At 54.2% G+C, this 26,659-nt stretch carries 24 protein-coding genes and 2 pseudogenes; 15 read left to right on the top strand and 11 right to left on the bottom strand.

Annotated elements, in window-relative coordinates; translation table 11 throughout:
- Window positions 1-20: 20 nt before the first annotated feature.
- The 4 genes from pspF (at window position 21) to J5224_RS06265 (ending at window position 5,247) form a co-directional block, all read left to right on the top strand.
- On the top strand, window positions 21-1,013 hold the full coding sequence (gene pspF, locus J5224_RS06280; RefSeq protein WP_264624539.1) for a phage shock protein operon transcriptional activator: 993 nt from the start codon (window positions 21-23) through the stop codon (window positions 1,011-1,013).
- A gap of 367 nt (window positions 1,014-1,380) precedes the next feature.
- Window positions 1,381-3,075 carry an ABC transporter substrate-binding protein SapA gene (gene sapA, locus J5224_RS06275; RefSeq protein WP_319802419.1) on the top strand — a complete coding sequence of 565 codons (1,695 nt, stop codon included), beginning with the start codon at window positions 1,381-1,383 and terminating at the stop codon, window positions 3,073-3,075.
- Window positions 3,072-4,037, top strand: coding sequence for a putrescine export ABC transporter permease SapB (sapB, locus tag J5224_RS06270; protein ID WP_264624538.1), 966 nt, complete (start codon window positions 3,072-3,074; stop codon window positions 4,035-4,037). Before sapA ends, sapB begins: the two co-directional genes overlap by 4 nt.
- A 448-nt stretch (window positions 4,038-4,485) precedes the next feature.
- A complete protein-coding gene (locus J5224_RS06265; protein ID WP_264624537.1) occupies window positions 4,486-5,247 on the top strand; it encodes a CatB-related O-acetyltransferase in 762 nt (253 codons plus the stop codon).
- Between the two features lie 51 nt (window positions 5,248-5,298).
- On the opposite strand, the gene J5224_RS06260 is transcribed toward J5224_RS06265, so the two are convergent.
- The gene (locus J5224_RS06260) at window positions 5,299-5,451 is read right to left on the bottom strand and encodes a hypothetical protein (protein ID WP_264624608.1); all 153 of its coding nucleotides are present in this window, start codon (window positions 5,449-5,451) and stop codon (window positions 5,299-5,301) included.
- Here J5224_RS06260 and J5224_RS06255 point away from each other — a divergent pair.
- Window positions 5,404-5,524, top strand: a pseudogene (locus J5224_RS06255) (IS3 family transposase); the annotation flags it as partial. The gene J5224_RS06260 and the pseudogene J5224_RS06255 overlap by 48 nt on opposite strands.
- A 67-nt stretch (window positions 5,525-5,591) precedes the next feature.
- On the opposite strand, the pseudogene J5224_RS06250 reads toward J5224_RS06255, so the two are convergent.
- Window positions 5,592-6,003, bottom strand: a pseudogene (locus J5224_RS06250) (Arm DNA-binding domain-containing protein); the annotation flags it as partial.
- An 80-nt stretch (window positions 6,004-6,083) separates the two neighbouring features.
- Between J5224_RS06250 and sapC the strand changes: the two are divergent.
- The 4 genes from sapC (at window position 6,084) to fabI (ending at window position 9,752) form a co-directional block, all read left to right on the top strand.
- Window positions 6,084-6,974, top strand: a complete 891-nt coding sequence (gene sapC, locus J5224_RS06245) for a putrescine export ABC transporter permease SapC (protein ID WP_264624536.1) — start codon at window positions 6,084-6,086, stop codon at window positions 6,972-6,974.
- 15 nt (window positions 6,975-6,989) lie between these two features.
- Window positions 6,990-7,982, top strand: a complete 993-nt coding sequence (gene sapD, locus J5224_RS06240; protein ID WP_222160505.1) for a putrescine export ABC transporter ATP-binding protein SapD — start codon at window positions 6,990-6,992, stop codon at window positions 7,980-7,982.
- Window positions 7,982-8,797: a putrescine export ABC transporter ATP-binding protein SapF gene (gene sapF, locus J5224_RS06235; RefSeq protein WP_264624600.1), complete on the top strand. Its 816-nt coding sequence runs from the start codon at window positions 7,982-7,984 to the stop codon at window positions 8,795-8,797. Before sapD ends, sapF begins: the two co-directional genes overlap by 1 nt.
- A gap of 166 nt (window positions 8,798-8,963) precedes the next feature.
- Window positions 8,964-9,752 carry an enoyl-ACP reductase FabI gene (gene fabI / locus J5224_RS06230; protein WP_264624535.1) on the top strand — a complete coding sequence of 263 codons (789 nt, stop codon included), beginning with the start codon at window positions 8,964-8,966 and terminating at the stop codon, window positions 9,750-9,752.
- A 58-nt stretch (window positions 9,753-9,810) separates the two neighbouring features.
- Here fabI and J5224_RS06225 read toward each other — a convergent pair whose 3' ends face one another.
- Complete coding sequence (locus J5224_RS06225; protein WP_264624599.1) at window positions 9,811-10,716, bottom strand: LysR family transcriptional regulator; 906 nt, start codon at window positions 10,714-10,716, stop codon at window positions 9,811-9,813.
- A gap of 271 nt (window positions 10,717-10,987) precedes the next feature.
- Between J5224_RS06225 and J5224_RS06220 the strand changes: the two genes are divergently transcribed.
- The 3 genes from J5224_RS06220 to J5224_RS06210 all read left to right on the top strand — a co-directional run bounded on the left by J5224_RS06220 (window position 10,988) and on the right by J5224_RS06210 (window position 17,763).
- Window positions 10,988-13,303 (top strand): FdhF/YdeP family oxidoreductase, encoded by a 2,316-nt coding sequence (locus tag J5224_RS06220; RefSeq protein WP_264624534.1) that lies wholly within the window; start codon window positions 10,988-10,990, stop codon window positions 13,301-13,303.
- 197 nt (window positions 13,304-13,500) lie between these two features.
- Window positions 13,501-15,438: an exoribonuclease II gene (locus J5224_RS06215; RefSeq protein WP_264624533.1), complete on the top strand. Its 1,938-nt coding sequence runs from the start codon at window positions 13,501-13,503 to the stop codon at window positions 15,436-15,438.
- 258 nt (window positions 15,439-15,696) lie between these two features.
- Complete coding sequence (locus J5224_RS06210) at window positions 15,697-17,763, top strand: carbon starvation CstA family protein (RefSeq protein ID WP_264624532.1); 2,067 nt, start codon at window positions 15,697-15,699, stop codon at window positions 17,761-17,763.
- A 67-nt stretch (window positions 17,764-17,830) separates the two neighbouring features.
- On the opposite strand, the gene J5224_RS06205 is transcribed toward J5224_RS06210, so the two are convergent.
- On the bottom strand, window positions 17,831-18,439 hold the full coding sequence (locus J5224_RS06205; RefSeq protein WP_264624531.1) for a YczE/YyaS/YitT family protein: 609 nt from the start codon (window positions 18,437-18,439) through the stop codon (window positions 17,831-17,833).
- A gap of 140 nt (window positions 18,440-18,579) precedes the next feature.
- On the opposite strand from J5224_RS06205, the gene J5224_RS06200 reads away from it, so the two are divergent.
- Window positions 18,580-20,007, top strand: a complete 1,428-nt coding sequence (locus tag J5224_RS06200; protein WP_264624530.1) for a PLP-dependent aminotransferase family protein — start codon at window positions 18,580-18,582, stop codon at window positions 20,005-20,007.
- Between the two features lie 2 nt (window positions 20,008-20,009).
- On the opposite strand, the gene araD is transcribed toward J5224_RS06200, so the two are convergent.
- Window positions 20,010-20,705 (bottom strand): L-ribulose-5-phosphate 4-epimerase, encoded by a 696-nt coding sequence (araD, locus tag J5224_RS06195; RefSeq protein WP_264624598.1) that lies wholly within the window; start codon window positions 20,703-20,705, stop codon window positions 20,010-20,012.
- A gap of 329 nt (window positions 20,706-21,034) precedes the next feature.
- Between araD and osmB the strand changes: the two genes are divergently transcribed.
- Window positions 21,035-21,247, top strand: a complete 213-nt coding sequence (osmB, locus tag J5224_RS06190; RefSeq protein WP_222160497.1) for an osmotically-inducible lipoprotein OsmB — start codon at window positions 21,035-21,037, stop codon at window positions 21,245-21,247.
- Between the two features lie 42 nt (window positions 21,248-21,289).
- Here osmB and yciH read toward each other — a convergent pair whose 3' ends face one another.
- The 6 genes from yciH to pgpB form a co-directional block, all read right to left on the bottom strand.
- Complete coding sequence (gene yciH, locus J5224_RS06185) at window positions 21,290-21,616, bottom strand: stress response translation initiation inhibitor YciH (protein WP_264624529.1); 327 nt, start codon at window positions 21,614-21,616, stop codon at window positions 21,290-21,292.
- Window positions 21,613-22,350, bottom strand: coding sequence for an orotidine-5'-phosphate decarboxylase (pyrF, locus tag J5224_RS06180; protein ID WP_264624528.1), 738 nt, complete (start codon window positions 22,348-22,350; stop codon window positions 21,613-21,615). The genes yciH and pyrF overlap by 4 nt, the downstream gene beginning before the upstream one ends.
- 225 nt (window positions 22,351-22,575) lie before the next feature.
- The gene (gene lapB, locus J5224_RS06175) at window positions 22,576-23,745 is read right to left on the bottom strand and encodes a lipopolysaccharide assembly protein LapB (RefSeq protein WP_264624527.1); all 1,170 of its coding nucleotides are present in this window, start codon (window positions 23,743-23,745) and stop codon (window positions 22,576-22,578) included.
- 12 nt (window positions 23,746-23,757) lie between these two features.
- Complete coding sequence (locus J5224_RS06170) at window positions 23,758-24,063, bottom strand: LapA family protein (RefSeq protein ID WP_264624526.1); 306 nt, start codon at window positions 24,061-24,063, stop codon at window positions 23,758-23,760.
- Window positions 24,064-24,176: 113 nt separating this feature from the next.
- Window positions 24,177-24,962 (bottom strand): hypothetical protein, encoded by a 786-nt coding sequence (locus J5224_RS06165; protein WP_264624525.1) that lies wholly within the window; start codon window positions 24,960-24,962, stop codon window positions 24,177-24,179.
- Window positions 24,959-25,741, bottom strand: coding sequence for a phosphatidylglycerophosphatase B (gene pgpB / locus J5224_RS06160; RefSeq protein ID WP_264624524.1), 783 nt, complete (start codon window positions 25,739-25,741; stop codon window positions 24,959-24,961). The genes J5224_RS06165 and pgpB overlap by 4 nt, the downstream gene beginning before the upstream one ends.
- A gap of 308 nt (window positions 25,742-26,049) precedes the next feature.
- Between pgpB and ribA the strand changes: the two genes are divergently transcribed.
- Window positions 26,050-26,649 (top strand): GTP cyclohydrolase II, encoded by a 600-nt coding sequence (gene ribA, locus J5224_RS06155; RefSeq protein WP_195312282.1) that lies wholly within the window; start codon window positions 26,050-26,052, stop codon window positions 26,647-26,649.
- Window positions 26,650-26,659: the final 10 nt, after the last annotated feature.

Raw genomic sequence — 26,659 nt, 5'->3', positions numbered from 1 at the left:
GCAGTAAAAGGTGATGTTTGATGGACAAAGGTCAGGAGAATCTATTGGGTGAAGCCAACAGCTTTGTTGAGATGCTGGAGCAGGTTTCACAATTGGCGCAGCTCACCAAACCTGTGCTGGTATTAGGCGAGCGCGGCACCGGCAAGGAGTTGATTGCCAGCCGACTGCACTATCTGTCACCACGTTGGCAAGGCCCATTTATCTCCCTGAACTGCGCAGCGCTTAATGAGAATCTGCTTGATTCTGAGCTGTTTGGTCATGAAGCTGGCGCATTTACCGGCGCGCAACGCCGTCATCTGGGACGTTTTGAGCGTGCCGACGGCGGCACGCTGTTTCTCGATGAGCTGGCAACAGCGCCAATGCTGGTGCAGGAGAAATTGCTGCGCGTCATCGAATATGGCGTTTTGGAACGCGTGGGAGGCAGCCAGCCGCTTCAGGTTGATGTACGTCTGGTGTGTGCTACCAATGAAGACCTGCCCGCACTCGCTGCGGCTGGCAAGTTTCGCGCCGATCTGCTCGACAGACTGGCCTTCGATGTGGTGCAACTGCCCCCGCTGCGCGAACGCCAGCAGGATATCATGCTTCTGGCAGAACACTTCGCTATCCAAATGTGCCGGGAATTGCATTTGCCGTTGTTCACTGGGTTTTCTGCACGCGCGCGTCATGCCCTATTGAATTACGCCTGGCCCGGCAACGTGCGAGAATTGAAAAACGTAGTGGAGCGTTCGGTCTATCGACACGGGGCAATGGCCGAACCGCTGGATACCATTATCATTAACCCCTTTCAACGCCCTGTTGAAACGCCCATTGCCGAACCGTCTGAGGACACCACACTACCGTCTCTGCCGTTAGCCTTGCGAGAATGGCAGCAGGTGCAAGAAAAAGCCCTGATCGTGCAGGCGTTGTCTCAAGCGCGCTTTAATCAGCGCAAAGCGGCTTCATTACTCGGGTTAACCTACCATCAGTTGCGCGGTCTGCTGAAAAAACATGACATCACCAGCGCTGAGGCGTAACCGCAGGCAAAAAAAAGCCAGCAAACGCTGGCTAAAATAATACTGGAAGCAATGTGAGCAATGTCGTGCTCCCCTTGCGCGCTTACTAGAAGCCGTTTGGAGTGCGAGATGAATGATAATGGTTATCAGTATCAGCTGTAAAGCACTTTGTTGAGAATTTTTCTCATCTCCGTAGTAACGGTAGGGTTCTTCTGATTTACCCACGTGACCCGATACGCTCGATGAGCGAGCGGTGTACCTTGTTCCTGTTTTTTCGAATTTGGTGGAAAATACAGCAGGTGAGCATCTACAGAGTGGGGCGCTTTAGCAGAGTGCGGTACACTCTTATCATGACAACTCTGATTTTTAGCCAACTTAAGCGCATCGTATGTCTGGATACACCTCCTGCCTGATAAAAATAGGCGCGCTGTTCTCCGCCTGCCTGATAGGGTCTGCGTTCGCCGCAGCCCCCGTACAGGCGCAGCGGGAAGATATCCGCCACAGCGGTTTCGTATACTGCGTCAACGGCGTGGTCAATACCTTCAACCCGCAGATGGCGCGCAGCGGCGTGATCATCGATACGCTGGCAGCACAGCTTTACGACCGGCTGCTGGATGTGGATCCTTACACCTACCGTTTGATGCCGGAACTGGCGCAGCGTTGGGAAGTTCTGGATAACGGTGCGACCTACCGTTTATACCTGCGTCACGACGTAGCGTTTCAAACCACCGACTGGTTTACACCCACTCGCCCGCTCAACGCCGATGACGTGATTTTCAGCCTGCAACGGATGCTGGATAAAAACCACCCGTATCATGACGTTAACGGCGGTGAATACCCCTATTTCACCAGTTTGCAGTTTGCCGATGTGGTGCAAAGCATCCGCAAGTTGGGCGACTATGCGCTGGAAATCCGCCTTAACAGCCCCGACGCCTCTTTTTTGTGGCACCTGGCGACCCACTACGCGCCGGTGCTTTCTGCCGAGTATGGTCAGCAGTTGATCAAACAGGACAGAAAAGAGCAGTTAGATCGTGAACCTGTCGGTACCGGGCCTTATCGTTTGGAGGAGTATCGCAGCGGTCAGTATCTGCGCTTAATGCGCAACGATCGCTACTGGCGTGGAAAACCGCGAATGCAGCAGGTGGTCGTCGATTTGGGCGTCGGTGGCACGGGCCGACTCTCTAAGTTACTGACCGGCGAGTGCGATGTGTTGGCTTACCCTGCCGCCAACCAGTTGCCTATTTTGCGCAACGATCCACGGCTACGGCTCTCGCTGCGTCCCGGAATGAACATCGCCTATCTCGCCTTCAATGTGCGTAAACCACCGCTGGACGACATGCGGGTTCGCCGCGCCATCGCGCTGGCAATCAACAATGACCGTTTGATGCAGTCTATCTATTACGGCACGGCAGAAACGGCAGCGTCTCTGCTGCCTCGCGCTTCCTGGGCCTATGACAACGAATCACGCATTACCGAATACAACCCGGAAGAAGCCCGCCGCTTGCTGACAACCCTGGGAGCGACCGATCTTAATCTTAAGTTGTGGGTGCCGGTTGCATCGCAATCCTATAATCCCAGCCCGTTAAAGACCGCAGAGCTGATTCAGGCAGATTTGGCGCAAGTTGGCGTGAAAGTGACCATTGTCCCCGTTGAAGGCCGTTTTCAGGAGGCGCGCCTGATGGAGATGAGCCATGACCTGACGCTCTCCGGCTGGACCACCGACAGTAACGACCCTGACAGCTTTTTCCGCCCACTGCTCAGTTGCGCGGCGATTCACTCGCAAACCAATTACACCCATTGGTGCGATCCGACGTTCGACAGTGTGTTGCAAAGCGCCCTCACCTCACAGCAGTTAGCCAAACGCATTGAGTACTACCAGCAAGCCCAGCAGATACTGGCGCAGCAGTTACCAGTGCTGCCGTTGGCCTCTTCGCTGCGTATGCTGGCTTACCGCTATGACATGAAAGGGCTGATATTAAGCCCGTTTGGCAATGCCTCTTTCGCCGGGGTATATCGCGAGTTTGGTGAGGCCCCGGCACCGGAAGCACTACCACAGGTAGGTAAAGAGGGAGAACAGCCGTGATCATTTTTACGCTGCGTCGTCTGTTACTGTTGCTGATAACTTTGCTGCTGCTCACGCTGGTCGGCTTCAGCCTGTGCTATTACACCCCCAATGCCCCGCTCGGCGGGGCGATGCTGTTTGACGCCTACGGTTTCTTTATGCGCAGCCTGATGCACGGCGATTTTGGCATTTCATCGATTAACGGCGAGTCGATCAGTGTGCAATTGAAGGAAGTACTTCCCGCCACCATTGAGCTGTGCGTATTGTCATTCTCACTCTCTTTGTTAGTGGGGATCCCGCTTGGCGTGACTGCGGGTGTGATGCGCAATAAAACGCCTGACATCATTATCAGCGCCATCGCGTTGGTAGGATTTTCTATTCCGGTATTTTGGCTGGCGCTCTTGCTCACACTATTGTTCTCGCTGCAACTCGGCTGGTTGCCCGTTTCAGGCCGTTTTGATCTGCTCTATCAGGTCGAACCGGTGACCGGATTTGCGCTTATTGACGCCTGGTTATCCGATTCTCCTTACCGCGATGAAATGCTGATCAGCGCCGTACGCCATCTGATTTTGCCCATTATTGTGTTGGCTGTCGGCCCCACGATGGAAGTCATCCGCCTGATGCGCATCAGCACGACGGACGTGTTCAGTAAGAATTATGTCAAAGCTGCCGCTACCCGTGGCCTTTCGCGCCTGACCATCATCCGCCGGCATGTGCTGCGTAATGCGCTGCCGCCGATCGCGCCGCAATTGGGGCTTCAGTTTTCCACCATGTTGACGCTGGCGATCATTACCGAAGTGGTGTTCAGTTGGCCCGGTTTAGGGCGCTGGCTGGTGGGTGCGATTCGCCAGCAGGACTATGCAGCTATCTCCGCCGGGGTTATGGTTGTCGGCGCGATGGTGATTACCGTCAATGTCCTGTCCGATATTTGGGGCGCAATGGCAAATTCACTGAAACATAAGGAATGGTATGCCCTTCGATAAAGTTGGACCGCGAATCAGCATGATATCCAATAGTCGTCGCATCCGGCCTAATCAGTGCAGTTGCTACAATCATTACCATCAGCGAAACCTACCGCATTGCTCAAACTAATTTAACAAGAAACCCCGAAGGGGGTTTTTTTAATAGGCTTCTTATGCGACTGATTAACGACTACACGCCCCCGACAACCTTAACAAACTGAAAGGTGCGTTAGGGTACACAGGTAATCAAATGGCAGACCTCGCCGAGGTAGCCAGCAATAGCCAATGGCGGAAACACACTAAAGAGAAAAATAGGGTTTAATAGAGAATTATCAGCGTACCAGTAACTATGGTTATGTGATGCGCACCATGCAGTAAACTATTTTTTCCCCAAATCCTCAATAAAGTCAGGAAGCTGCCGATACTACTACGTTAATCTTACATAACTAACAATAAGTAGAGGTCGTAAGTGTCTACGTTCAGATTCAGATGGACAAAACGGCATGAGGATTTTTGTGTTGCAGAAAACATATTCCTGAAACAACACCACCTCATCAAAGGGGTTTATAAAACAAGAAACTTGTTGTTATTTCGAAAAGGAACAAGCTTCAACATTTCCCAAGATGTGTGGGTTGAAAATTTTGCTACCATGTCTCCTCGTGGTTTTTGCTCAATGGGTGCTTTTTCCTATGCAAGAAGCCGCCTTCCAAGCGAAACTCAAGTGGGTCGATTTTGTAGTATCGCTGATGGTGTAAAAATCATGGGTCCGGATCATCCCACAGATCGATTTACGAGCCATTTGTTCACTTATATGGATTCCGAAGCCAAAATGGCCAATGTGGTACCTAACGAATATCCTAAACTGCAGGTGCCTGCTCCTGCCATCGGTTATGATGTGTGGATAGGTGAGGACGTAACGTTAAAAGCAGGTATCACGATTGGTCACGGTGCTGTCATTGCTGCAAGATCAGTTGTGACCAAAAATGTTCCTCCTTATGCAATCGTTGGCGGTGTTCCGGCAAAAATAATTCGCTTCAGATTCGATAATGATGTCATTCAAAAATTACTGTCCCTTGAATGGTGGAATTACAAACCTTCTGCTCTTCCTTATCAGGAAATGGATATCAATAATTTTATTGAACAGTTTGATAAAAAAATTCACGCTGGAGAGATAACGCCCTACGCTTACAAAAAAATAAACCTCACTGATACATTTAAATCATTGTGTTGAATACATGGCTCTTACTATAGAGCCATTTAATAACATACTTCATCATTAAGATTAACTCCCGATGCCATCATCATAGGGTCCACTGGCGTCAGCAGTAACGACATCATCATCAACCGATATATCATCAGAATCCATAAACCAGAAAGGGATATGCAGGAAATGGCATGGGAAACTCGCGGTAAACCAGCCAGAGTGATGTTCCATAGCGACCACTGCAGCCATTACACGAGCAGGCCGTTGACATAGGAGCGTCAACAGTCCGATGGAACGATTCTTATGAAGTCTGAAAAATGAGTGGATACCGGTAATGGGCTACATGAACTTCAGCGAAGCCGCTCACGCGAGTGAGTCTCCCAGTAGTCAAAGGCTTCCTCGACCGTCAGAGCCTCAATTTTTTGCTGCCTTTCAAGTTTAACCTGGCGTCACGGGTTGTGCCCCTTCATAATCCACGCGCGAAATTGCTGGCGACGCTCCCTTGCCTGAGACAGTGATATAGAAGGATAATCACCTATGCTTAACTGTACGGGCTTGTCGCCCCAGCGGTAGCTGGTAAAAGAAAGCAATACCACCAGAGAGTGAAAGCCTGACATTAAGTCCGTGCGAATCAGAGAGCACTTCAACTTTATCTCGGCGCTTTCCAAGTGACTTTCTGAGTTTGGTACCCGTAAGCCATGTGTACACTCCTCGACCATATAGGCAATAGTGTACACAAAAAGCATAAATTAGAGATACACAAGCTAAATCACCATGAAGCATATAAACAACATAACGTACTGATACTATGAAGTTAAATAAAACAAAACAAACAAAACCGAAGAGAACTAAAGAAAGAACATATGCCCTTCGATAACGTTTACAGTGAAAAGCGCCTGCCCAGCCGCGTGCGGGATATCTGGCAATTTTTCCATCGCGATACGCTGGCGATGATTGGGCTGTACGGCTTTTTGGCGCTGCTGTTTCTGTGTCTGTTTGGCGCTGCCATCGCCCCTTATGCCGTCGACCAGCAATTTCTGGGCTATCAGTTGTTGCCCCCTTCCTGGTCCCATTACGGTGAAGTGTCCTTTTTTCTCGGTACAGACGATCTGGGGCGCGACCTACTGAGCCGGTTATTGGCCGGTGCGGCGGCGACTGTCGGTTCAGCGCTGATCGTCACCTACGCGGCGGCGTTCTGCGGCATTGTGCTTGGCACATTGGCTGGCGTAACGCACGGCCTGCGCTCCGCCTTATTGAACCATATCCTTGATACGTTGCTGTCAATACCGTCATTGCTGCTGGCTATCGTGGTGATCGCCTTCATTGGCCCGGATTTGACGCACGCTATGCTGGCCGTGTGGCTGGCGCTGCTGCCGCGCATGGTGAGAACGCTCTACACCGCCGTGCACGATGAGATGGATAAGGAATATGTGATCGCCGCCCGGTTAGACGGCGCATCAACCCGCTATATCATTGGGTATGTGGTGTTACCCAATATCGGGCCGGTGCTGGTGTCCGAGTTTACCCGTGCGCTCTCTATCGCCATTCTGGACATTTCAGCGCTGGGCTTTCTCGATCTGGGCGCTCAAATGCCAACGCCCGAATGGGGGGCCATGTTAGGCAATTCGCTGGAGCTGGTGTATGCCGCGCCCTGGACGGTGATGTTGCCGGGTGCCGCCATTACCCTCAGCGTACTGATTGTGAATCTGCTGGGCGATGGCATCCGCCGTTCCCTGCTGTCACAAATGGATTAATGGCGGAGACGAACCATGGCACTACTTGATATTCGTAATCTGACCATTGAATTCCTGACACCTGACGGTCCGGTCAAGGCTGTCGATCGCGTCAGCATTACCCTGACCGAAGGGGAAATCCGCGGCCTGGTGGGCGAATCGGGATCGGGCAAGAGCCTTATCGCTAAAGCGATCTGTGGCGTAACCAAAGATAACTGGCGAGTGACGGCTGACCGCTTCCGCTTTGATGATATCGATTTGCTGCAACTCTCGCCCCGCGCACGGCGTAAGCTGGTGGGTCACAACGTGTCGATGATTTTTCAGGAGCCACAATCCTGTCTCGATCCCTCCGAGCACATAGGCAAACAGCTGATGCTTGCCATTCCCGGCTGGACCTACAAAGGGCGTTGGTGGCAGCGCTTTCAGTGGCGCAAACGCCGTGCCATCGAACTGTTGCACCGGGTCGGCATTAAAGATCACAAAGATATCATGCGCAGCTACCCCTACGAATTGACGGAGGGGGAATGCCAGAAGGTCATGATTGCCATCGCCCTGGCAAATCAACCGCGCCTGCTGATCGCCGATGAACCGACCAATGCGATGGAATCGACCACGCAGGCGCAGATTTTCCGGCTACTGTCGCGGCTGAATCAGAACAATAACACCACCATTTTGTTGATCAGTCATGACCTGCAAACCATGAGTAAGTGGGCCGATCGCATCAACGTGCTGTACTGCGGACAAACGGTGGAAAGTGCGCCAAGCGAAGAGTTGATCACCGCGCCGCACCACCCTTACACCCAGGCGTTGATCCGCGCTATGCCCGATTTTGGCCGTTCGTTGCCGCACAAAAGTAGACTCAACACGCTGCCGGGTGCGATTCCGTCTTTGGAGTATCTGCCGGTAGGCTGCCGTTTGGGTCCACGTTGCCCCTATTCGCAGAAAAAATGCATGCAAACACCGCTGTTGGTATCGACCAAAAACCACTGGTTTGCCTGCCATTTCCCGCTTAATACGGAGGAGCAATGATGGATGACATTCTGCTCGAAGCGCGCAACCTGACCAAAACGTTCCGCTACCGCACCGGGTTATTTCATCGCCAACACGTTGAAGCCGTGAAATCCGTGAGTTTTACGCTGCGCGAGCGGCAGACGCTGGCGATTATCGGCGAGAACGGCTCCGGCAAATCGACCCTGGCAAAAATGCTGGCGGGCGTTATTCCACCGACCTCCGGTGAACTGCTGATTAACGATCATCCTTTATGCTACGGCGATTATCGCTTCCGCTGTCAGCAGGTGCGCATGATTTTTCAGGATGCGGGCAATGCGCTCAATCCACGCCAGCGTATTGGTCAACTGCTTGATATGCCGCTGCGGTTAAATACCACATTGAACGGTCACGAGCGGGAAAAAATGATCAACCAGACGCTGCAACAGGTAGGCCTTCGCCCGGACCACGCCTACTACTACCCACAGGCGCTGGCTCCCGGCCAAAAGCAGCGCGTAGGGCTGGCACGGGCGTTGATCTTGCAGCCCAAGGTGATCGTGGCTGACGAAGCACTGGCGTCGTTAGATATGTCGATGCGCTCGCAAATCATTAATTTGATGCTGGAACTTCAGGAAGAACATGGGATCTCCTATATTTATGTCACTCAGCATCTGGGCATGATGAAGCACATCAGCGATCAGATCGTGGTGATGCACGACGGCGAGGTGGTTGAGCGAGGCAGCACCGCAGACGTATTGGCAGCGCCGCTACACGATTTGACCAAACGCCTGATTGCCAGCCACTTTGGCGAAGCGCTCAGTGCCGATGCCTGGCGCCGTGACGGCGCGCAGTTTTAGCCGGATTCGCCAGCGCGACATCGCGGCAAACGCACGGGCGATACTGCTCGGAGTACCCCACAGGGGGCAACCATGCTAGAATCGCCCGGTTTACTCACTTCGAACGCCCTGATTAATGCATTCTCTGCAGGCGTTCGCAGCAACTATAATCACAAGGATTACTGCTATGGGTTTTCTAACCGGTAAGCGCATTTTGGTAACGGGTGTTGCCAGTAACCGCTCAATTGCATTCGGTATCGCACAGGCGATGCAACGCGAAGGCGCTGAACTGGCGTTTACGTACCAGAACGACAAGCTGAAATCACGTGTTGAAGGCTTTGCGCAAGAGCTGGGTTCCAGCATCGTGCTGCCATGCGACGTTGCGGAAGATGCCAGCATTGAAGCGCTGTTTGCCGAACTGGCTAACGTATGGCCGACCTTTGACGGTTTTGTCCACTCCATCGCATTCGCCCCGGGCGACCAGTTGGATGGTGATTACGTCGACGCCGTGACCCGTGAGGGGTTCAACGTTGCGCACGATATCAGTTCCTACAGCTTTGTGGCGATGGCAAAAGCCTGCCGCGCCATGCTGAACCCGAACTCCGCGCTGGTCACGCTCTCCTACCTCGGTGCCGAGCGCGCTATCCCGAACTACAACGTCATGGGTCTGGCCAAAGCCTCTCTGGAAGCCAACGTTCGTTACATGGCTAACGCCATGGGCGCACAAGGTGTGCGTGTTAACGCCATTTCCGCAGGCCCGATCCGCACACTGGCCGCATCTGGCATCAAGAACTTCAAGAAAATGCTCTCCCACTGCGAGGCCGTGACGCCAATCCGCCGTGTGGTCACCATTGAAGACGTGGGCAACACGGCTGCGTTCTTGTGCTCGAATCTGGCTGCTGGCATCTCCGGTGAAGTCCTGCACGTGGATGGCGGTTTCAACATCGCCGCCATGAATGAGCTGGAACTGGATTAATTTCCAACCGCTATTGGCAAAAAACCACCGGCATCCGGTGGTTTTTTTTCGTCTCAATTCAATCAGTGTTTCCTGCCAGCCACGTCTGCGCAAAAACAAAGAAATTTTGCGCCAGGGCAGTCACCTTGCCAACCGGAGCCACAACCAGTGCCGCCTGACGCTGCATCGGGGGCAACGTGAGTGGACGAAAACGCAGTGCGGGCGTCATGTCCGGCAACAGACTTCCCTGAGGCACAACGGCGCAGCCCAACCCTAAAAAGACGCTTTGCATCAATTGCATCACTGAGGCACTTTCCACTTTAACCCTTGGCGTCACGCCCGACTCGCGAAAGTGACCATCGAGATAACGGCGAAAATAGCGGCTGGGCTCAGCCAGACACAGCGGCACATCCACCAAATCCGATAATGCCAGCGGCGTCTCCCCGACCATCTGTGGGAATGCCTGCGGGTGGTAAACCAGCGAAATCTCACTGCGGTGTATGGGAGCCGCCTGAAAAGCCAGCTCTTTGAGCGTGGCAAGCTCGAAAAACCCCAGGCCAATATCAACCGTATGGGCATTCAACGCTTCCAAAAGCTGATCCGCACTGAACAAGGAGACCTGATAGTCGAGCTGCGGGTAGATTTCATTGGCAGCGACCAGCAGTTGCGACAGCACCATCCCCGACTGCGGCACCGCGCCGATGCGCAATACGCCGCTCACGCCGCGCTTAAGCGATGCCACTTCCAGCTTCAATCCCTGATAAATCGACACGATTTCACGCGCCCAGGCCAAAACGCGCTCACCCTCTGCCGTGAACCCTTCAAAATTGTTACCGCGATTAATCAGCGCCAAATCAAGCTCGCGCTCCAGATTTTTCAACCGCATCGAGAGCGTGGGCTGGCTGACGAAACTGGCCTCCGCCGCTCGGCCAAAATGGCGCTCTTTCTCAAGATTGCACAGATAAATGAGCTGTTTGATGTCGATGATGTCGCTTCCTGTCTGGCATAAACATTAAGGGGACGCCCCACGGAAATGACAGTGAAACCAATTTCTTCGTACACCGCAAGTCATTCACCGATAAGCAATTATAAAATGTGAGATATACCAATCACATAAACCCAATAACCCTGACCAATCGCGCCATAGCCACAGTTGATTAGACGCCCGGTACTCTCACTCTTAGACTGACCACACATTGCAAATATTTAATATAAAATTTACATAACAAATACATCCAACACCTGCGGATAACACCATGAAATTTAAACCCGCCATCAAACCATACCAGAGCGCAGCAGGTGGTTGGGGCTCTTTAGAAGCCACAACCCGCTTTGTGCTCGACAGCAAGCAAGCGCTGAAAAATATTCGAAACTTGCTCCGCGTCAATAAATCGAAAGGATTTGATTGTCCCGGCTGCGCCTGGGGTGACGATAACAACAGCACCTTCAGTTTTTGCGAAAACGGTGCCAAGGCAGTGAGTTGGGAAGCCACACGCAAGGCCATCGATCCATCGTTCTTTGCCGCCCACAGCGTGAGCCGTTTGCGCCAACAGAGCGACTATTTTCTCGAGTATCAGGGACGGTTGACCCACCCGATGCGCTATGACCGTACCAGCGATCGCTACGTACCGATAACGTGGCAGGACGCTTTTGCGCTGATCGCCCGCCACCTCAATGCGCTGGAACACCCCAATCAGTTGGAGCTGTACACGTCGGGACGGGCTAGCAACGAAGCCTCTTATCTGTATCAGCTGTTTGGTCGCCTGTTTGGCACCAATAATTTTCCCGACTGTTCCAATATGTGTCACGAGGCCAGCGGTACCGGTTTGAAGCAAAGCATTGGCGTCGGTAAAGGCACCATTCGTCTTGAGGATTTTGAACATGCCGATGCTATTTTCGTCTTCGGACAAAATCCCGGCACCAACCATCCGCGTATGCTCCACAGCCTGCGTCATGCCGCCGATCGTGGCGCCCATATCGTGTCATTCAATACGCTGCGCGAGCGCGGTCTGGAACGCTTTGCCAACCCGCAAAACCCGCTTGAACTATTAACACCGCTGTCCGGCACCATCAGCGAAACCTACCTGCAACCCCACCTCGGCGGCGATATGGCCGCCGTGCGCGGCATGGTTAAAGCGCTGCTGGAAACCCACCGTCAGCGTTTGGCACAGCAGCAACCGGGGCTGTTTGACAGTGCGTTTATCGCCCGACATACCGCCAATGTAGACGCATATCTGGCGGTGGTGGATGCCACTACCTGGGCCGAGATTGAACAGCAATCCGGTTTACGCGAAGCGCAATTGCGCGCCGTGGCCGATATCTATCAGCGCTCGCCGCGTGTTATTTGTACTTGGGCCATGGGGGTTACACAGCATAAACACTCCGTTGCCACGGTGCGTGAGATCACCAATCTGCAACTGCTGTTTGGTCAGTTAGGCAAGCCGGGCGCAGGGTTATGTCCGGTACGCGGGCACAGTAACGTGCAGGGTAACCGTACCATGGGCATTGATGAGAAGCCGAGTCAGGCGTTTCTCGACAGCCTCGGTGCACACTTTGGTTTCATCCCCCCGCGCCAACCCGGCCATAATACCGTGGAAGCGCTGGAAGCCATGCTGCGCAATGAGGTTCGCGTGTTGATCGCATTGGGCGGTAACCTTGCTGCCGCTGCGCCGGACTCGCCGCGCACTGAAGCCGCCTTGCAGCGCTGTCAACTCACGGTGCACATCAGCACCAAACTTAACCGCAGCCACCTGATTACCGGTAAGCAAGATGCACTTATCCTGCCGACGCTGGGGCGCACCGAGCGGGATATCCAAGCCAGCGGCCCGCAGTTTGTCACCGTAGAGGATTCCTTTAGCATGGTGCATGCCTCGGAGGGCGTGGGCTATCCCTTGTCGGAACAGCAGCGATCTGAGACCGCTATCGTCGCCGGCATTGCCGATGCCACGCTGGGCGACCAACCGGTGGATTGGTTGGCACTCGCGGGGGATTATTCACTGATCCGCGACCATATCGCCGCTACCCTGCCCGGCTTTGACGATTTCAATGCCCGTTGCGAGCAGCCCGGCGGGTTCTATCTGGGCAATGCGGCAGCTGAGTTACGCTTCAATACCCCGAACCAGAAGGCCAACTTCTGTGCCGCCGCACTGCCAAAAACGCTGTTCCCGCAGCTTGGCGTACAGCAGGTCCCTTTTACGCTGCAAACCCTACGCTCACACGATCAGTACAACACCACCATTTATGGCCTTGATGACCGCTATCGCGGCGTTTATGGGCAACGCGAGGTGTTGTTTATCAATCCACAGGATATCGCAGCATTGGGGTTGGCTGACGGCGACCACGTGGATATCGAGACGCTGTGGCACGATGGCATTACACGCAAGGTGAGTGGATTTCGACTGGTCGGCTACAACATTCCGCGCGGTAATCTGGCCGCCTATTATCCGGAGACCAATCCGTTGGTGCCGCTCTCAAGCATCGGTGATGAAACCTTTACGCCGACGTCAAAATCAGTGCCCGTGGCCATAACCCGCAGCCAACGCGATACTGAAACTGAGCGACGTATCGCTTAATCCACTGGCGTCTCAGCACTGGCTGAGACGCCAGCGTTCCACACCCGTTACGCAATGCATTAACTGTTATTCTCAAAACGCGAAGATTGCCCTTATTGATAGATATCACGCTTGCCGCCAGCACGGGTTTCGCGTAAAACTGTCTGCCATTCATTAGTGTCGTTAATAACCGCATCTGGACATCTCTTTTACTCATTATGTTTCAAGATAATCCGCTGCTTGCCCAGCTAAAACAGCAACTTCACTCCCAAACTCCGCGTGCTGAAGGCGTGGTAAAAGGCACTGATAAAGGGTTCGGCTTTTTGGAAGTCGACGCACAAAAAAGCTACTTTATTCCACCGCCGCAGATGAAGAAGGTGATGCATGGCGATCGGATCGTTGCGACGCTGCACACCGATAAAGATCGCGAAATCGCAGAGCCGGAATCCCTGATTGAACCCTTTTTAACGCGTTTTGTTGGCCGCGTGCAGAAAAAGGACGACCGCTTTGCCATCCTGCCCGACCATCCGCTGTTGAAAGACGCAATCCCGTGCCGTACCGGGCGTGACGTAAATCACACCTTTCAGGATGGTGATTGGGCTGTGGCGGAAATGCGCCGCCATCCGCTCAAAGGCGATCGCAGCTTTCATGCTGAATTAACGCAATACATCACGACCGGCGACGATCCGTTGGCACCGTGGTGGGTGACGCTGTCACGTCATAATCTCGAGCGCACTGCACCAGAAATGGACAGTGAATTGACGCTCAATGACGGCAACCTGACGCGCGAAGATTTGACCGCCCTGACCTTTGTGACCATCGACAGCGCCAGCACCGAAGACATGGACGATGCGCTCTATGCCAAGGACAACGGTGACGGCACGCTGGAACTGACTATCGCCATTGCCGACCCGACAGCCTACGTGGAAGCGGGCAGTACGTTGGACACGCTGGCGCGTCAACGCGCGTTTACCAATTATCTGCCGGGATTCAATATTCCGATGCTGCCGCGCGTGCTTTCCGACGATCTCTGCTCCCTGCGTGCGCAAGCGCGCCGTCCAGCCGTGGTGTGCCGCGTCACCGTTGCAGCCGACGGCACGCTGGGCGACGATGTGCAGTTCTTCGCCGCCTGGGTAGAATCCAAGGCCAAGCTGGTTTACGACAACGTTTCAGACTGGCTGGAGCAACAGGGTGAATGGCAGCCTGAAAACGACGCCATCGCTGAACAGATCCGCTTGCTGCACCGTATCGGTCTGGCACGCAGCGCCTGGCGTGCCACCCATGCCCTGGTGTTTAAAGATCGTCCCGATTACCGTTTCCTGCTCGGCGAGCAGGGCGACGTGCTGGATATCGTGGTGGAGCAACGCCGCATTGCGAACCGCATCGTCGAAGAAACCATGATCACCGCCAACATCTGCGCCGCACGCATGCTTAAAGAGAAGCTGGGCTTCGGCATTTACAACGTGCATAACGGCTTCGAACCGACGCAGGTCGATCAGGCCGTAACGGTGTTGAGCAACAACGGTATTGAAGCGGACGCTGCTGCGCTGTTGACGCTGGACGGCTTTTGCAAACTGCGTCGCGAGCTGGATGCGCTTCCGACATCCTTCTTGGACAGCCGCATTCGCCGTTTCCAAACCTTCGCCGAGGTCTCCACTACGCCGGGGCCTCATTTCGGCTTGGGGTTGGACGCGTACGCTACCTGGACCTCGCCCATTCGTAAGTTCGGCGACATGATCAACCATCGCCTACTCAAAGCGATTATTTGCCAGCAGCCGGCCGAGAAACCGCAAGATGACATCACGCAACAAATGGCAGAGCGCCGCCGCTTGAACCGAATGGCAGAGCGTGACGTTGGCGACTGGCTGTATGCGCGTTTCCTGAAACCGAAAGCAGGGACCGGTACCCGCTTCCACGCCGAGATCATTGATGTGACACGCGGTGGCCTGCGTATACGTTTGCTGGATAACGGTGCCGTTGCCTTTATTCCGGCCTCGTTTATTCACGCGGTGCGCGATGAGCTGGTCAGCAGCCAGGAAACCGGCACCGTCTCCGTCAAAGGTGAAGTGGTCTATCGCCAAAGCGATACGCTGGACGTGGTATTGACCGACGTTCGCCTGGAAACACGCAGTATCATTGCCAAACCCGCCGCATAAGCTTCTGGTGTCGCCAGCCAGTGGGTTGGCGACACGTTTTTCCCGCATCAGACGTGCTATCTCCGCGCACCGTCATTAGCCAAAATTGAATTTAATTTACAAAAATTCACTCTTGCTCACATTTTCTCATCTGCACCCACCGCGCATCACGCTGAAATACACTATGTTTTTAGGGGTTGCGCCGTTTGCCAAGGCGTCACTCCCTAAAAGCCAGCAAAACTCGCGCCCCATTAGTTGGGTAACGAAGGAGCCGTTGTCATGAATAATGTCAAGAGCATAGTGATCTGGCTGTTGGTCGCATTAGCGGGGGCTATCGCCTTCGCTATGCTGGCCTTAAGCCGCGGAGAGCACGTTAATGCCGTGTGGTTGGTCATTGCCGCTGTATCCTGCTATAGCATTGCCTACCGCTTTTACAGTCTGTTTATTGCTAAAAAAGTGTTTGAACTGGACGACCGCCGTGTCACGCCGGCCGAACGTCACAATGACGGGTTGGATTATGTTCCCACCAACAAGTGGGTGCTGTTTGGCCACCACTTTGCTGCTATCGCCGGGGCGGGTCCGTTGGTTGGGCCGATTCTCGCCGCGCAGATGGGTTTTCTGCCGGGCACCATCTGGATTTTGGTCGGCGTGATGTTCGCCGGTGCGGTACAGGATTTTTTGGTCCTGTTTATCTCAACGCGCCGCGATGGCCGTTCGCTCGGGGAAATGGCAAAACAAGAGTTAGGCACCTTTGCCGGTGTGGTGACCATGCTGGGGGCTCTGGGTGTGATGATAATCATCCTTTCCGCACTGGCACTGGTGGTCGTCAATGCGCTGGCGCACAGCCCCTGGGGGGTGTTTACCATTGCAGCGACCATCCCGATTGCGCTGTTTATGGGCGTCTATATGCGCTTTTTGCGCCCCGGGAAAATTGCTGAAGTCTCATTGATCGGTTTTGTGCTGATGATGATGGCTATCGTGTACGGCGGCGACATCTCTGTCCATCCGTACTGGGGCCCCTTCTTCACCCTGCAAGGCACCACGCTGACCTGGGCGCTGGTGATCTACGGCTTTATCGCGTCGGTGCTGCCGGTATGGTTGCTGTTAGCCCCACGCGACTATCTCTCTACGTTCTTAAAAATTGGTGTGATTGCCGGTTTGGCCGTGGGCATTGTGTTTGCCACGCCAGAGCTGAAAATGCCGTCAGTGACACGCTTTATTGACGGTAGCGGCCCGGTGTTCTCAGGCAGCCTTTTCCCCTTCTTGTTTATCACCATCGCCTGCGGTGCCATCTCCGGGTTCCATGCGTTGGTCTCCAGCGGTACCACACCGAAGCTGATTGAACGCGAAAGTCACATTCGCATGATTGGCTATGGCGCGATGCTGATGGAATCGTTTGTAGCGATCATGGCGCTGATTTGCGCGTCGGTTATCGATCCGGGCGTCTATTTCGCCATGAACTCTCCGTCAGCACTGATCGGTACCACCGTTGAACAAGCCTCACAGGTGATCAACGGTTGGGGCTTTATGATCACACCGGAAGCCTTGAGTGAAATTGCCAAAGACGTGGGCGAAACCTCTATTCTGTCACGTGCTGGGGGGGCACCGACCTTCGCGGTGGGTATGGCGCACATCATCACCGAAATCTTTAACAGTCGGGCCATGATGGCATTCTGGTATCACTTCGCCATCCTGTTTGAAGCGCTGTTCATTTTGACCGCCGTCGATGCCGGTACCCGCGCCTGCCGTTTTATGGTGCAAGATCTGGTTGGCCTCGCCATTCCTGGCATGGGTAAGAGCCACTCCTGGCTGGGTAACATGGCGGGCACCTCGGTGGCGGTCGCCGGTTGGGGCTTCTTTGTCTATCAGGGCGTTATCGATCCCCTTGGTGGGATTAACACCTTGTGGCCGCTGTTTGGTATCGGCAACCAGATGCTGGCATCCATGGCACTGATTCTTGGCACCGTTGTGCTGTTCAAAATGAAGAAACAGCGCTACGCCTGGGTGACTATCCTGCCCACCATTTGGCTGTTTATAACATCCATGACAGCAGGCTGGCAGAAAATTTTCCATGAAAAAGCCAGCATCGGTTTTCTGGCTCAGGCTAAACGCTTTTCGCAGGGCATTGAACAAGGCACTCTGATCGCTCCGGCCAAGACCCTCAAAGATATGGAAACCATTGTGTTCAGCAACCAGATCAACGCCGCACTGTGCGGGTTCTTTATGCTGGTAGCGGTTACCATGCTGATTTCTGCCTTTTTCGTGATTCGCCGTGCACTGGCAAGCGAAACGCCGACGGCAAAAGAAGTGGCTGTTATCTTACGTGAAGAAATGCCGCACCGTTAACCGCCTCATTAACGGTGCTGTTTGCCATGCCCGTCAGCAATGACGGGCATTTTTTTCCATTAGGGTTCTAGGATGAGGCCTTCGGTTGCAGAGCGCGTTCGCGCGACTGCCCGACAAAATAGGGTAAAAACAGTTGGATCAGCGGACCAATCGCAAAGGCATACACCACCGTACCCACGCCGACCGTACCACCGAGTATCCATCCCACCACCAACACTGTCAGCTCAATGCCGGTTCGCACATAGCGAATCTGCCATCCGGTGCGCGCCACAATGCCGGTCATCAAACCATCGCGAGGACCAGGGCCAAAACCGGCACCGATGTACATGCCCGTGGCTAGCCCGTTGGTGATAACACCCCCGATCAACAGCGCCGTGCGTGCGCCGAGGTGTTCGATTTCTGGCAGTAAATCCAATCCCACATTGGTTGCCAGCCCAATCACGATAACATTACTGATGGTCCCCAATCCCGGTCGCTGGCGCAACGGGATCCACAGCAGCAGCACCAACGCGCCCATCAGGATGATGATGGTGCCCACACTCAGTGGCAAATGCTGCGCTAACCCGAGGTGAAACACGTCCCAGGGGTCCACCCCTAAATTTCCCCGGATCATCATGGCGATTGCCATGCCGTACAGCGCCAATCCCACATACAGTAACCCAAGCCGATACGCCATAGTACTCCACTCCACCCTAAGCCCTTCGTCACCAACAGGGTGACGTCATCAAGGAAGTTGTGATACCTTGACGCAAAATGGACTTTATTTTAAGGTCCAGTTTATCGAAAGTGGCTTTTTAATCCATCTGGGAGTTTACGATGGCTGCACGGCGAATCGGCTCGGCCTCATTACAGCGTCTGCTGGGTAACTGGCAGCAACCCGAATCACGCACTCCCGCTTATCGCCAGTTGGCAGATAGCCTGCGGTTGCTGATCCTGGATGGGCGTTTGCCTCTGGATACCCGCCTGCCGGGCGAGCGCGACGTGGCGGAGATATTGCACATCAGCCGCACCACCGTGACCGGTGCGTTGGCCGAGTTGCGCAGTGAGGGGTATCTTGCCAGCCGACAAGGCTCCGGCTCCCTCACAACGCTGCCCATCGCACGCACTGAGCCAGATTTGGCCCGTCTGCCCCTGCCTGCGGTCGATCTCTCCTGCGCCGCCTTACCGGCAGGGCCGGAGATCCATCAGGCCTATACCCGCGCCCTGTCTCAGTTACCCGAGTACCTGGAACACAGCGGCTATGACGCGGCCGGGCTGCCGCGACTGCGAACCGCGATTGCACAGCGCTACAACATGCGCGGCCTGCCCACCACGGCAGACCAAATCATGGTGGTGAACGGGGCGGTGAGCGGTTTTACCCTGCTGCTACGGCTGCTGACCGGCCCAGGTGACCGAGTAATTATTGAACACCCGACCTATCCTCATGCGATTGGTGCGATAAAAGGCGCGGCCTGCCGCCCGATTCCCGTGGCACTGCCCGATCAGGGATGGGACACCGACGGCCTTGCTATCACGATTGCTCAAGCGGCTCCACGCCTCGCCTATCTGATCGCCGATTATCACAACCCTACCGGTCGCTGCATGGACAGCGCCACGCGCCAGATTGTGGCGGAGATTGCTGCACGCACGCGCACGCCGATGGTGGTGGATGAAACCATGTCAGAGCTGTGGTACGACGTACCGCCACCACCGCCGTTGGCCGCCTTTGATGATAGCGGACACGTCATTATGTTGGGGTCGGCCGGCAAAAGTTTTTGGGGCGGGCTGCGGCTCGGCTGGATTCGTGCCAGTGCGCGGACCATCGCCGCACTGATACAGATGCGCGATACCATGGATTTAGGCTCTCCATTATTGGAACAGCTCGCCTGTGCGGAACTGTTGCAGGACGCAGAGCAGATTTTGCCTGCACGTCGCGCCAGATTGCGTCAGCAACGGGACGACACCGGTGCCGCTATCGCGCGTCAGTTTCCTGAGTGGCGGTTGAATACGCCCAGTGGCGGCCTCTGTTGGTGGGCAGAGCTGCCACAGCCCGTTTCCACCATGTTGGCTGCCAATGCGGAAACCTTGGGGATACGGATTGGCGCAGGGCCACGTTTTGGGGTTGAAGGGGCTTTTGAACGCTTTTTGCGCGTCCCTTTTACGCTGCCGGTCAGTCAAATTGAAGATGCGCTAATACGCATCAGACCGGTGTGGGATCGCATAGCAGCCCACCGCGTCAGTTATCCCCGCGGTGGGTTGATTTAAGCTTATTGCCCGTAATAGGCGTTTTTACCGTGCTTACGCAGATAGTGTTTATCCAGCAGTTGCTGCTGCATAGGGCCAACGTCCGGTGTTAACTGGCGGGTAAAGATGCCCATGTAGGCAATCTCTTCCAGCACCACCGCGTTGTGCACCGCAGTATCGGCATCTTTTCCCCATGCGAAGGGTCCGTGCGCGTTGACGAGCACGGCGGGGATATCCAAGGGGGAAAGCTGGTGTTGATGAAACGTCTCTACAATCACATTCCCCGTTTCCCATTCATAGCGGCCGTCAATCTCGGCGTCTGTCATCAGTCGGGTACATGGGATTGCGCCATAAAAGTAATCGGCATGGGTGGTACCAAAGGCCGGTAAATCTTTGCCCGCCTGCGCCCAAATCGTCGCATGGCGTGAGTGCGTATGCACGATGCCGCCAACCTGCTCAAACGCCAGATAGAGCACGCGATGAGTGTCTGAATCCGATGAGGGTTTCTTGCTCCCTTCAACCACGCGCCCGGTTGCGAGTTCCACCACCACCATATCGTCGGCGGTCATCACCGGATAAGCCACGCCCGAGGGTTTGATCACCATCAGCCCCTGTTGACGATCGACTGCACTGACATTTCCCCAGGTAAATGTCACTAGGTGATGCGCTGGCAACGCCAGATTCGCTTCCAGCACCTGCTGTTTGAGTTCTTCTAACATCATTCGCCCCCTTTCATCCGATAGGATATTGTCGGGGAGTCCGAGGGCGGCACCTATGGGCTAACTGGCTAAAAACCCTGCTAGGTTCTGCTGCGCATTGCCCTTTATGACCGGGAAGTCATTTATCACGCGCTCACCGTTATGGCACAAATAGCATTTACGGCAAACCTTGTGGGAAGCAATTCGGATTTTTCCACCTGTCCAGAGCACTGCCGACGATTATACTAAGGGAAAGAGAGAGATGACCGACAAGGTCAGATTAAATAGTGTAAATATCGTTTAATGCGATATTTCCCGCCACTTGCGGGCGAAAACATCAGGAGATCACTATGGTTGTGAAAAAAGGTTTCGTCGTTACTGCCCTTGCCGTTGCAGTAGTCATGACACTCAGCGGCTGTTCCAACATGTCCAAACGCGATCGTAATACCGCCATTGGCGCTGGGGCTGGCGCAGTCGGCGGGGCAATCCTGACCGGTGGCGGCACGCTGGGCACACTGGGCGGTGCTGCCATTGGCGGCATTATTGGGCATCAGGTCGATTAATAGAGTGTGACAGCAGGGGCTACCCTGCTGTCACGTTTCAGATTAGCCGCCTGCCAGCTTGACCGTCAATCCCTTCGCTTCCAATAGCTGTTTTAACAGATCGCGCTTATCGCCTTGGATCTCAATGGTGCCGTCTTTAACCGCGCCGCCACAGCCACATTTCTTCTTCAGCTCTGCAGCCAACGCGGTAAGCGCAGCATCATCCAGATCGAGCCCTGTGATAATACACACGCCCTTGCCTTTGCGCCCGCTGGTTTGCCGTTGGATGCGCACTACACCGTCGCCTTTGGCACGCGTTACCGGCGTAGGCTCTTCCTTGATGCGCCCGGCGTCGGTGGAATAGACCAACCGGCTGTTACTCTCACTCATGCCTGCCCTCCCGCCAACAACGAATACCGAATCTGCGCCAGCGTCTGCGCCGGATCGGCAGATTGGGTGATCGGACGCCCAATGACCATATAGTCAACGCCGGCCGCCTGCGCCTGTTCCGGCGTCATAATACGACGCTGATCGCCACTGGCGCTGCCTGTCGGGCGGATCCCCGGCGTGACCAGCTTGAACGCGCTGCCACAAACCTGCTTCAATCGCTGCGCTTCCTGTGCCGAACACACCACGCCATCCAATCCACAATCACGGGTCAGCAGCGCAAGGCGCTCGGCCTGCTGCGCCGGTGTCGCCGTGATGCCTAACGCCAGCAGATCGTCAGCCTCCATGCTGGTCAACACCGTAACGGCAATCAGCAACGGCGCATCGGCACCAAAGGGCTGCAATGCCGCTTTGGCCGCTTCCATCATCCGCCGCCCTCCACTGGCGTGGACGTTAACCATCCACACCCCTAATTCTGCCGCAGCCGCCACTGCATGCGCAGCCGTGTTAGGGATATCGTGAAATTTGAGGTCGAGAAAAACGTCAAAACCACGCTGCTGTAGTGCCTGAACAAATTGCGGACCGAAAAGGGTAAACATCTCTTTGCCCACTTTCAGCCGACAATCCTGCGGATTGATGCGATCGACAAACGCCAACGCCTGATTCTGGTCAGCATAGTCCAATGCGACAACGATCGGCGACGTAACGGCATGCGGTGGGGTGATGTGTTCGCTCATGTGGCCCTCAGTTTTGCTTGGCGATTAAATCCGTGGAGTGATAGTGGTCCGCGTATGAAAATTTTCCGCCGCATTCTACCCTGCTATCCTGCGAAAGCCCAGCGGCCCTGCTGGACCGCGCTGCATTTCGCGCGGTGTTCACCGCTAATTTACTGCCAATAGTTAGTATGTTGTAACTAAATCAATGTTTATAGAAGCGACACAATGCATAAGGCACGCCTCAGGCTATTGTCCGTCCAGACCACGAATCGGTTTAATGCTGGCCCAAGAACGGCATGAAGGACAGTGCCAGTAGAGGGATTGCGAGGTGAAGCCACACTTCTGGCAACTGTAACGCGGTTTGGTGCGTATCTGTTCTCCCACCATATCGCGCAGCACCAGCAAGCTCTCCTTGGCGCGACCGTCTTCGGCTTCACTCAGATGGAAATCCATCAGACGATGGAAAACACGCATTGTCGGGTGGCGCTGTAACTGGCGGTTGATGTAGACCTGCGCCACCTCAGCCCCTTCTTTGCGCTCGAGGATATCCGCCAACATCAGATCGGCGCTGGCACCGGTGTTCTCTTCAACACAGCGTTTGAGAAAATCTTCCCAAGCCTGCGACGCAGGCAAGTGCTGGTAACAGGTTTCCAACATCGGCAGGGTTTCACTGACAAAGGCTTTATCTTGTTCCAACACCTGTTGGAGCACCTCTACCGCAGGCGCATAGCGTTCCTGAGCGATATGAATGCGCCCCATCATGATCGACGCCCGTGCGCACGCTTTATCCGTTGCTGCACCTTTTTTCAGTAGCGTCAGGGCTTTATCCAGATCGTCACTGCTCATCGCTTGCAACGCCAGTTCGCAGTAAAAATGGGCAATTTCGGTATTCAACTGTAGCTGCCCAAGTTTGACCAGTTTTTCTGCGATATCGATCGCCTTCTGCCAGTCGCTGGTAGCCTGATAGATCTGCAACAGTTGTTGCAGCGCACTGCGACGAAAATCCTCTTCATCCACCAGTTGGGTGAAGATCTCTTCAGCGCGGTCATACAGCCCGGCGGCCATATAATCACGCCCGAGTTGCTGCACCGCCAGCAGGCGCTGCTCGAACGATAAAGAGGCGCTTTCCGTCAATGCCTGATGAATGCGAATGGCACGGTCGACCTCGCCGCGTGAGCGGAACAGGTTACCGAGCGTCAGGTGTGCCTCAAAGGTGTTACTCTCGTCCTTGAGCATGTCAAGGAACAGCTCCACGGCTTTATCTTGCTGATTAGAAAGCAAAAAGTTCACACCTGTCACATACTCTCGCGACAAGCGGTTGGCTTCCTGATCCTTGTCCTGCTGCGCGCTTCTGCGGCCCATGTACCACCCGTATGCAGCGGCCACCGGCAATAACAGAAACAGCAGTTCTAACATAGAGGAGGATCCTTAGTGGGAAACAGAGGGCGCAGAGGGCGGTGTTTCGCTCTCTGTTACAGACTGTTGCTGTTCCAGGCGTTTGATTTTACGCTGCGCACGGCCCAGCATGATGCGCAATCGCAGGTAGAATAAACCGCAGATCACCCAGCCCAGCACAAACCCCACTGCAAACAGCGTCGCAAGTAGCGTGGAAACACGATATTCGCCCTGCGCCAGCAGATAGTTGAAGGTAACAACCTGTTCGTTGTGCGCCCCTAACGTAATAGAAATGATGAATATCGCCAGTACCAATAAGAAGATCAGCAAGTATTTCACGTTCTTGTTCCTGTGATATCGCCTTAACCTGATGATTATGCCAAATGTTGGCGCTAAACCCCATAGAATTATCCATTATAGCCGGAGAAAGGACATGGCTAACTGAGGAAGCATTAGACGGGAGCGGCAGCGCTGCCTGTTTTTGTACCGTCTGTTTTTGAACAACCCGCTAACAAAAAGCGATGATCGACAAAATGCGATTCAGGCAAAAGCAATTTGATATAGGGCAAGAGCGCGTGGCGGGTTTCGGCAGGAGGCATGAAATGACCGCTGGCATTACTCCAAAAAGCCAGCTGCTGTTGAGCGAATTTTAGCACCCCGGCGAAGTGCACTGTGGTGACATTATTGGTGACATTAACAAAAGAAGAGTGCCCCTTGAGGGGGAGCCTGCTTATCGGTTCTTCTGGGCAGGCCAGCGCTGCGCACTGGATCTTATATGGCGCGTCGGCAGGGATGATAAAAACATAATAACCGTCAGTACATGAGGTTACCCCCTCGATCGTATTGACCATGCGGTACTCCGCCCCCCACTTTTCCAACGTGAAAATTTCGCCAGGGCTGTAAGGCAATTGCACCGTTTTACCTTTGACGATAGTGTGCTGCGACGCCAGTGTGACATTCAACCTCAGATATAAACTTTCTAGCGCATCTTGTAATGTGGTTCCATCACTGGAGATGGTTTTATTTAACCTTGCCTGTAGCGTCGCTTTTATACATCTTGGGGATTTCAGGACCGCAGGGACCCGCTTTCGTTTACGGTAATGCGTATTGGTCACAGAGATGATTTTACGTATCAGCCCATTCAAGGAAACGCGTCGCAAGTGACGATCGCTGGCCGCAGCCCATTTACCAGAAATACCCCAAATGCCCACAGTCTGAGCAGCAATGCCTGAGATCATGGGAGGGGCCCCTTGTGCCCCTGATTCGCGTCATCATCATCGCTTTGCGTTTCCTGCGGTAACAGCGTTAATGGGCCGCACCAGCGCTGTGCCACCGTACAAGCCAGCACCACCAACACCCAGCTCATCAGGGTTGCTGCGATCAAATCCTGCGGCCAGTGCATACCCAACGCCAAACGACTGGCCATCACCCCCGACGCCCATACCATCAATACCACCACGGTTTTATAGTGCCGCCGCGCCCACAGTAACCCTACCGCCAGCAATGCCCAGGTTGCCGCAAACAGCGTATGCCCAGACGGGAAGGCAAAGCCCGTTTCAAATTGCCAATGGGCGCGCAGCCATTCAGGTATCTGCGTTTGTGCGCTCAGTTGTTCCGCCACCAGACGCGCACGTTCGGGGCGCGGTAAAGAATAGAAATATCGCTCATCAACCTGATACGTTTTTTCCAACCAGACCACAAAGGGACGCGGCTCCTGAAGCCGCTCTTTAATGAACGACTTCATGCCTTGACCTACCAGTACCGTCAGCGCCATGATGGCCAGCACGCCCAGTGCCGGTTTGAAACGAAAACGTAAGCACCACAGAAACCAGAGCGCCAACAGCGCGCTGGTCACTATCCCCCAGGGGCGCGTCACCGTTTCCGTGACCCAGAACAATCCGCGTAGCCAAAGCCCTTGAGTTTCGGGCTGCCATTGCCAACCGCTCAGCCCTACGGCAACAGGCAATATCAGCAGAATTCCCGCACCGAAGGCAGTGCGTTTGGCAATGTCGTACATAACTTCCCCTATTTCACCTTTTACTCACAAACGCAGAAACACACGGTTAAAGAGTGGGTGTAAATCGCAAATTTTTCATAAATTTATCACGAAATCTCCCCGTCTTCGTCAATGGAACGTAAACTACTCCAACGTTATGTCAGTGCCTGTGCTGCTGTACACACATCGAGCTGTGGCATAAACCTGATGAATTATGCAGAGCACCTGCACGGTTTGCGTTTGGTTTTATTGCGCAATGGCGTTTTTACTGGTTAATTGCGTTATCCGGCAGTAGGATATGCGCAATCTTTTTGTGTTGGAGATGTAAAATGCAGCTTAAACGGGTGGCCGAAGCAAAATTACCCACCCCCTGGGGCGATTTCCTCATGGTAGGATTCGAAGAGTTAGCCACAGGACACGATCACCTCGCGCTGGTTTTCGGTGATATCTCCGGTCCAGCGCCTGTTCTGGCACGTGTCCATTCCGAATGTTTAACCGGTGATGCATTGTTCAGCTTGCGCTGCGATTGCGGATTCCAACTGGAAGCTGCATTGGGCCATATTGCTGAAGAGGGGCGTGGTGTGCTGCTTTATCACCGACAAGAAGGGCGTAATATCGGCTTGTTGAACAAGATTCGTGCCTATGCGTTACAAGACCTGGGGGCCGATACCGTTGAAGCAAACCATCAGCTCGGTTTTGCGGCCGATGAGCGCGATTTCACGCTGTGTGCGGACATGTTCAAGCTGTTGGGCGTGAATGAAGTTCGTTTGCTGACTAACAATCCGCAAAAAGTAAAAATCCTCAACGATGCAGGCATCAACATTGTGGAACGTGTGCCGCTAGTCGTGGGACGCAACCCTAAAAATGAGCGCTATCTGGCAACCAAAGCCGCCAAAATGGGCCATATGTTGGATCTCCCTCCGCGTTAATGTGCGTTGA

The sequence above is a fragment of the Candidatus Symbiopectobacterium sp. NZEC135 genome (genome assembly GCF_025962695.1).
Note: the sequence above shows the minus strand (reverse complement) of the source record. Positions and strands in the feature narration are given on the sequence as shown.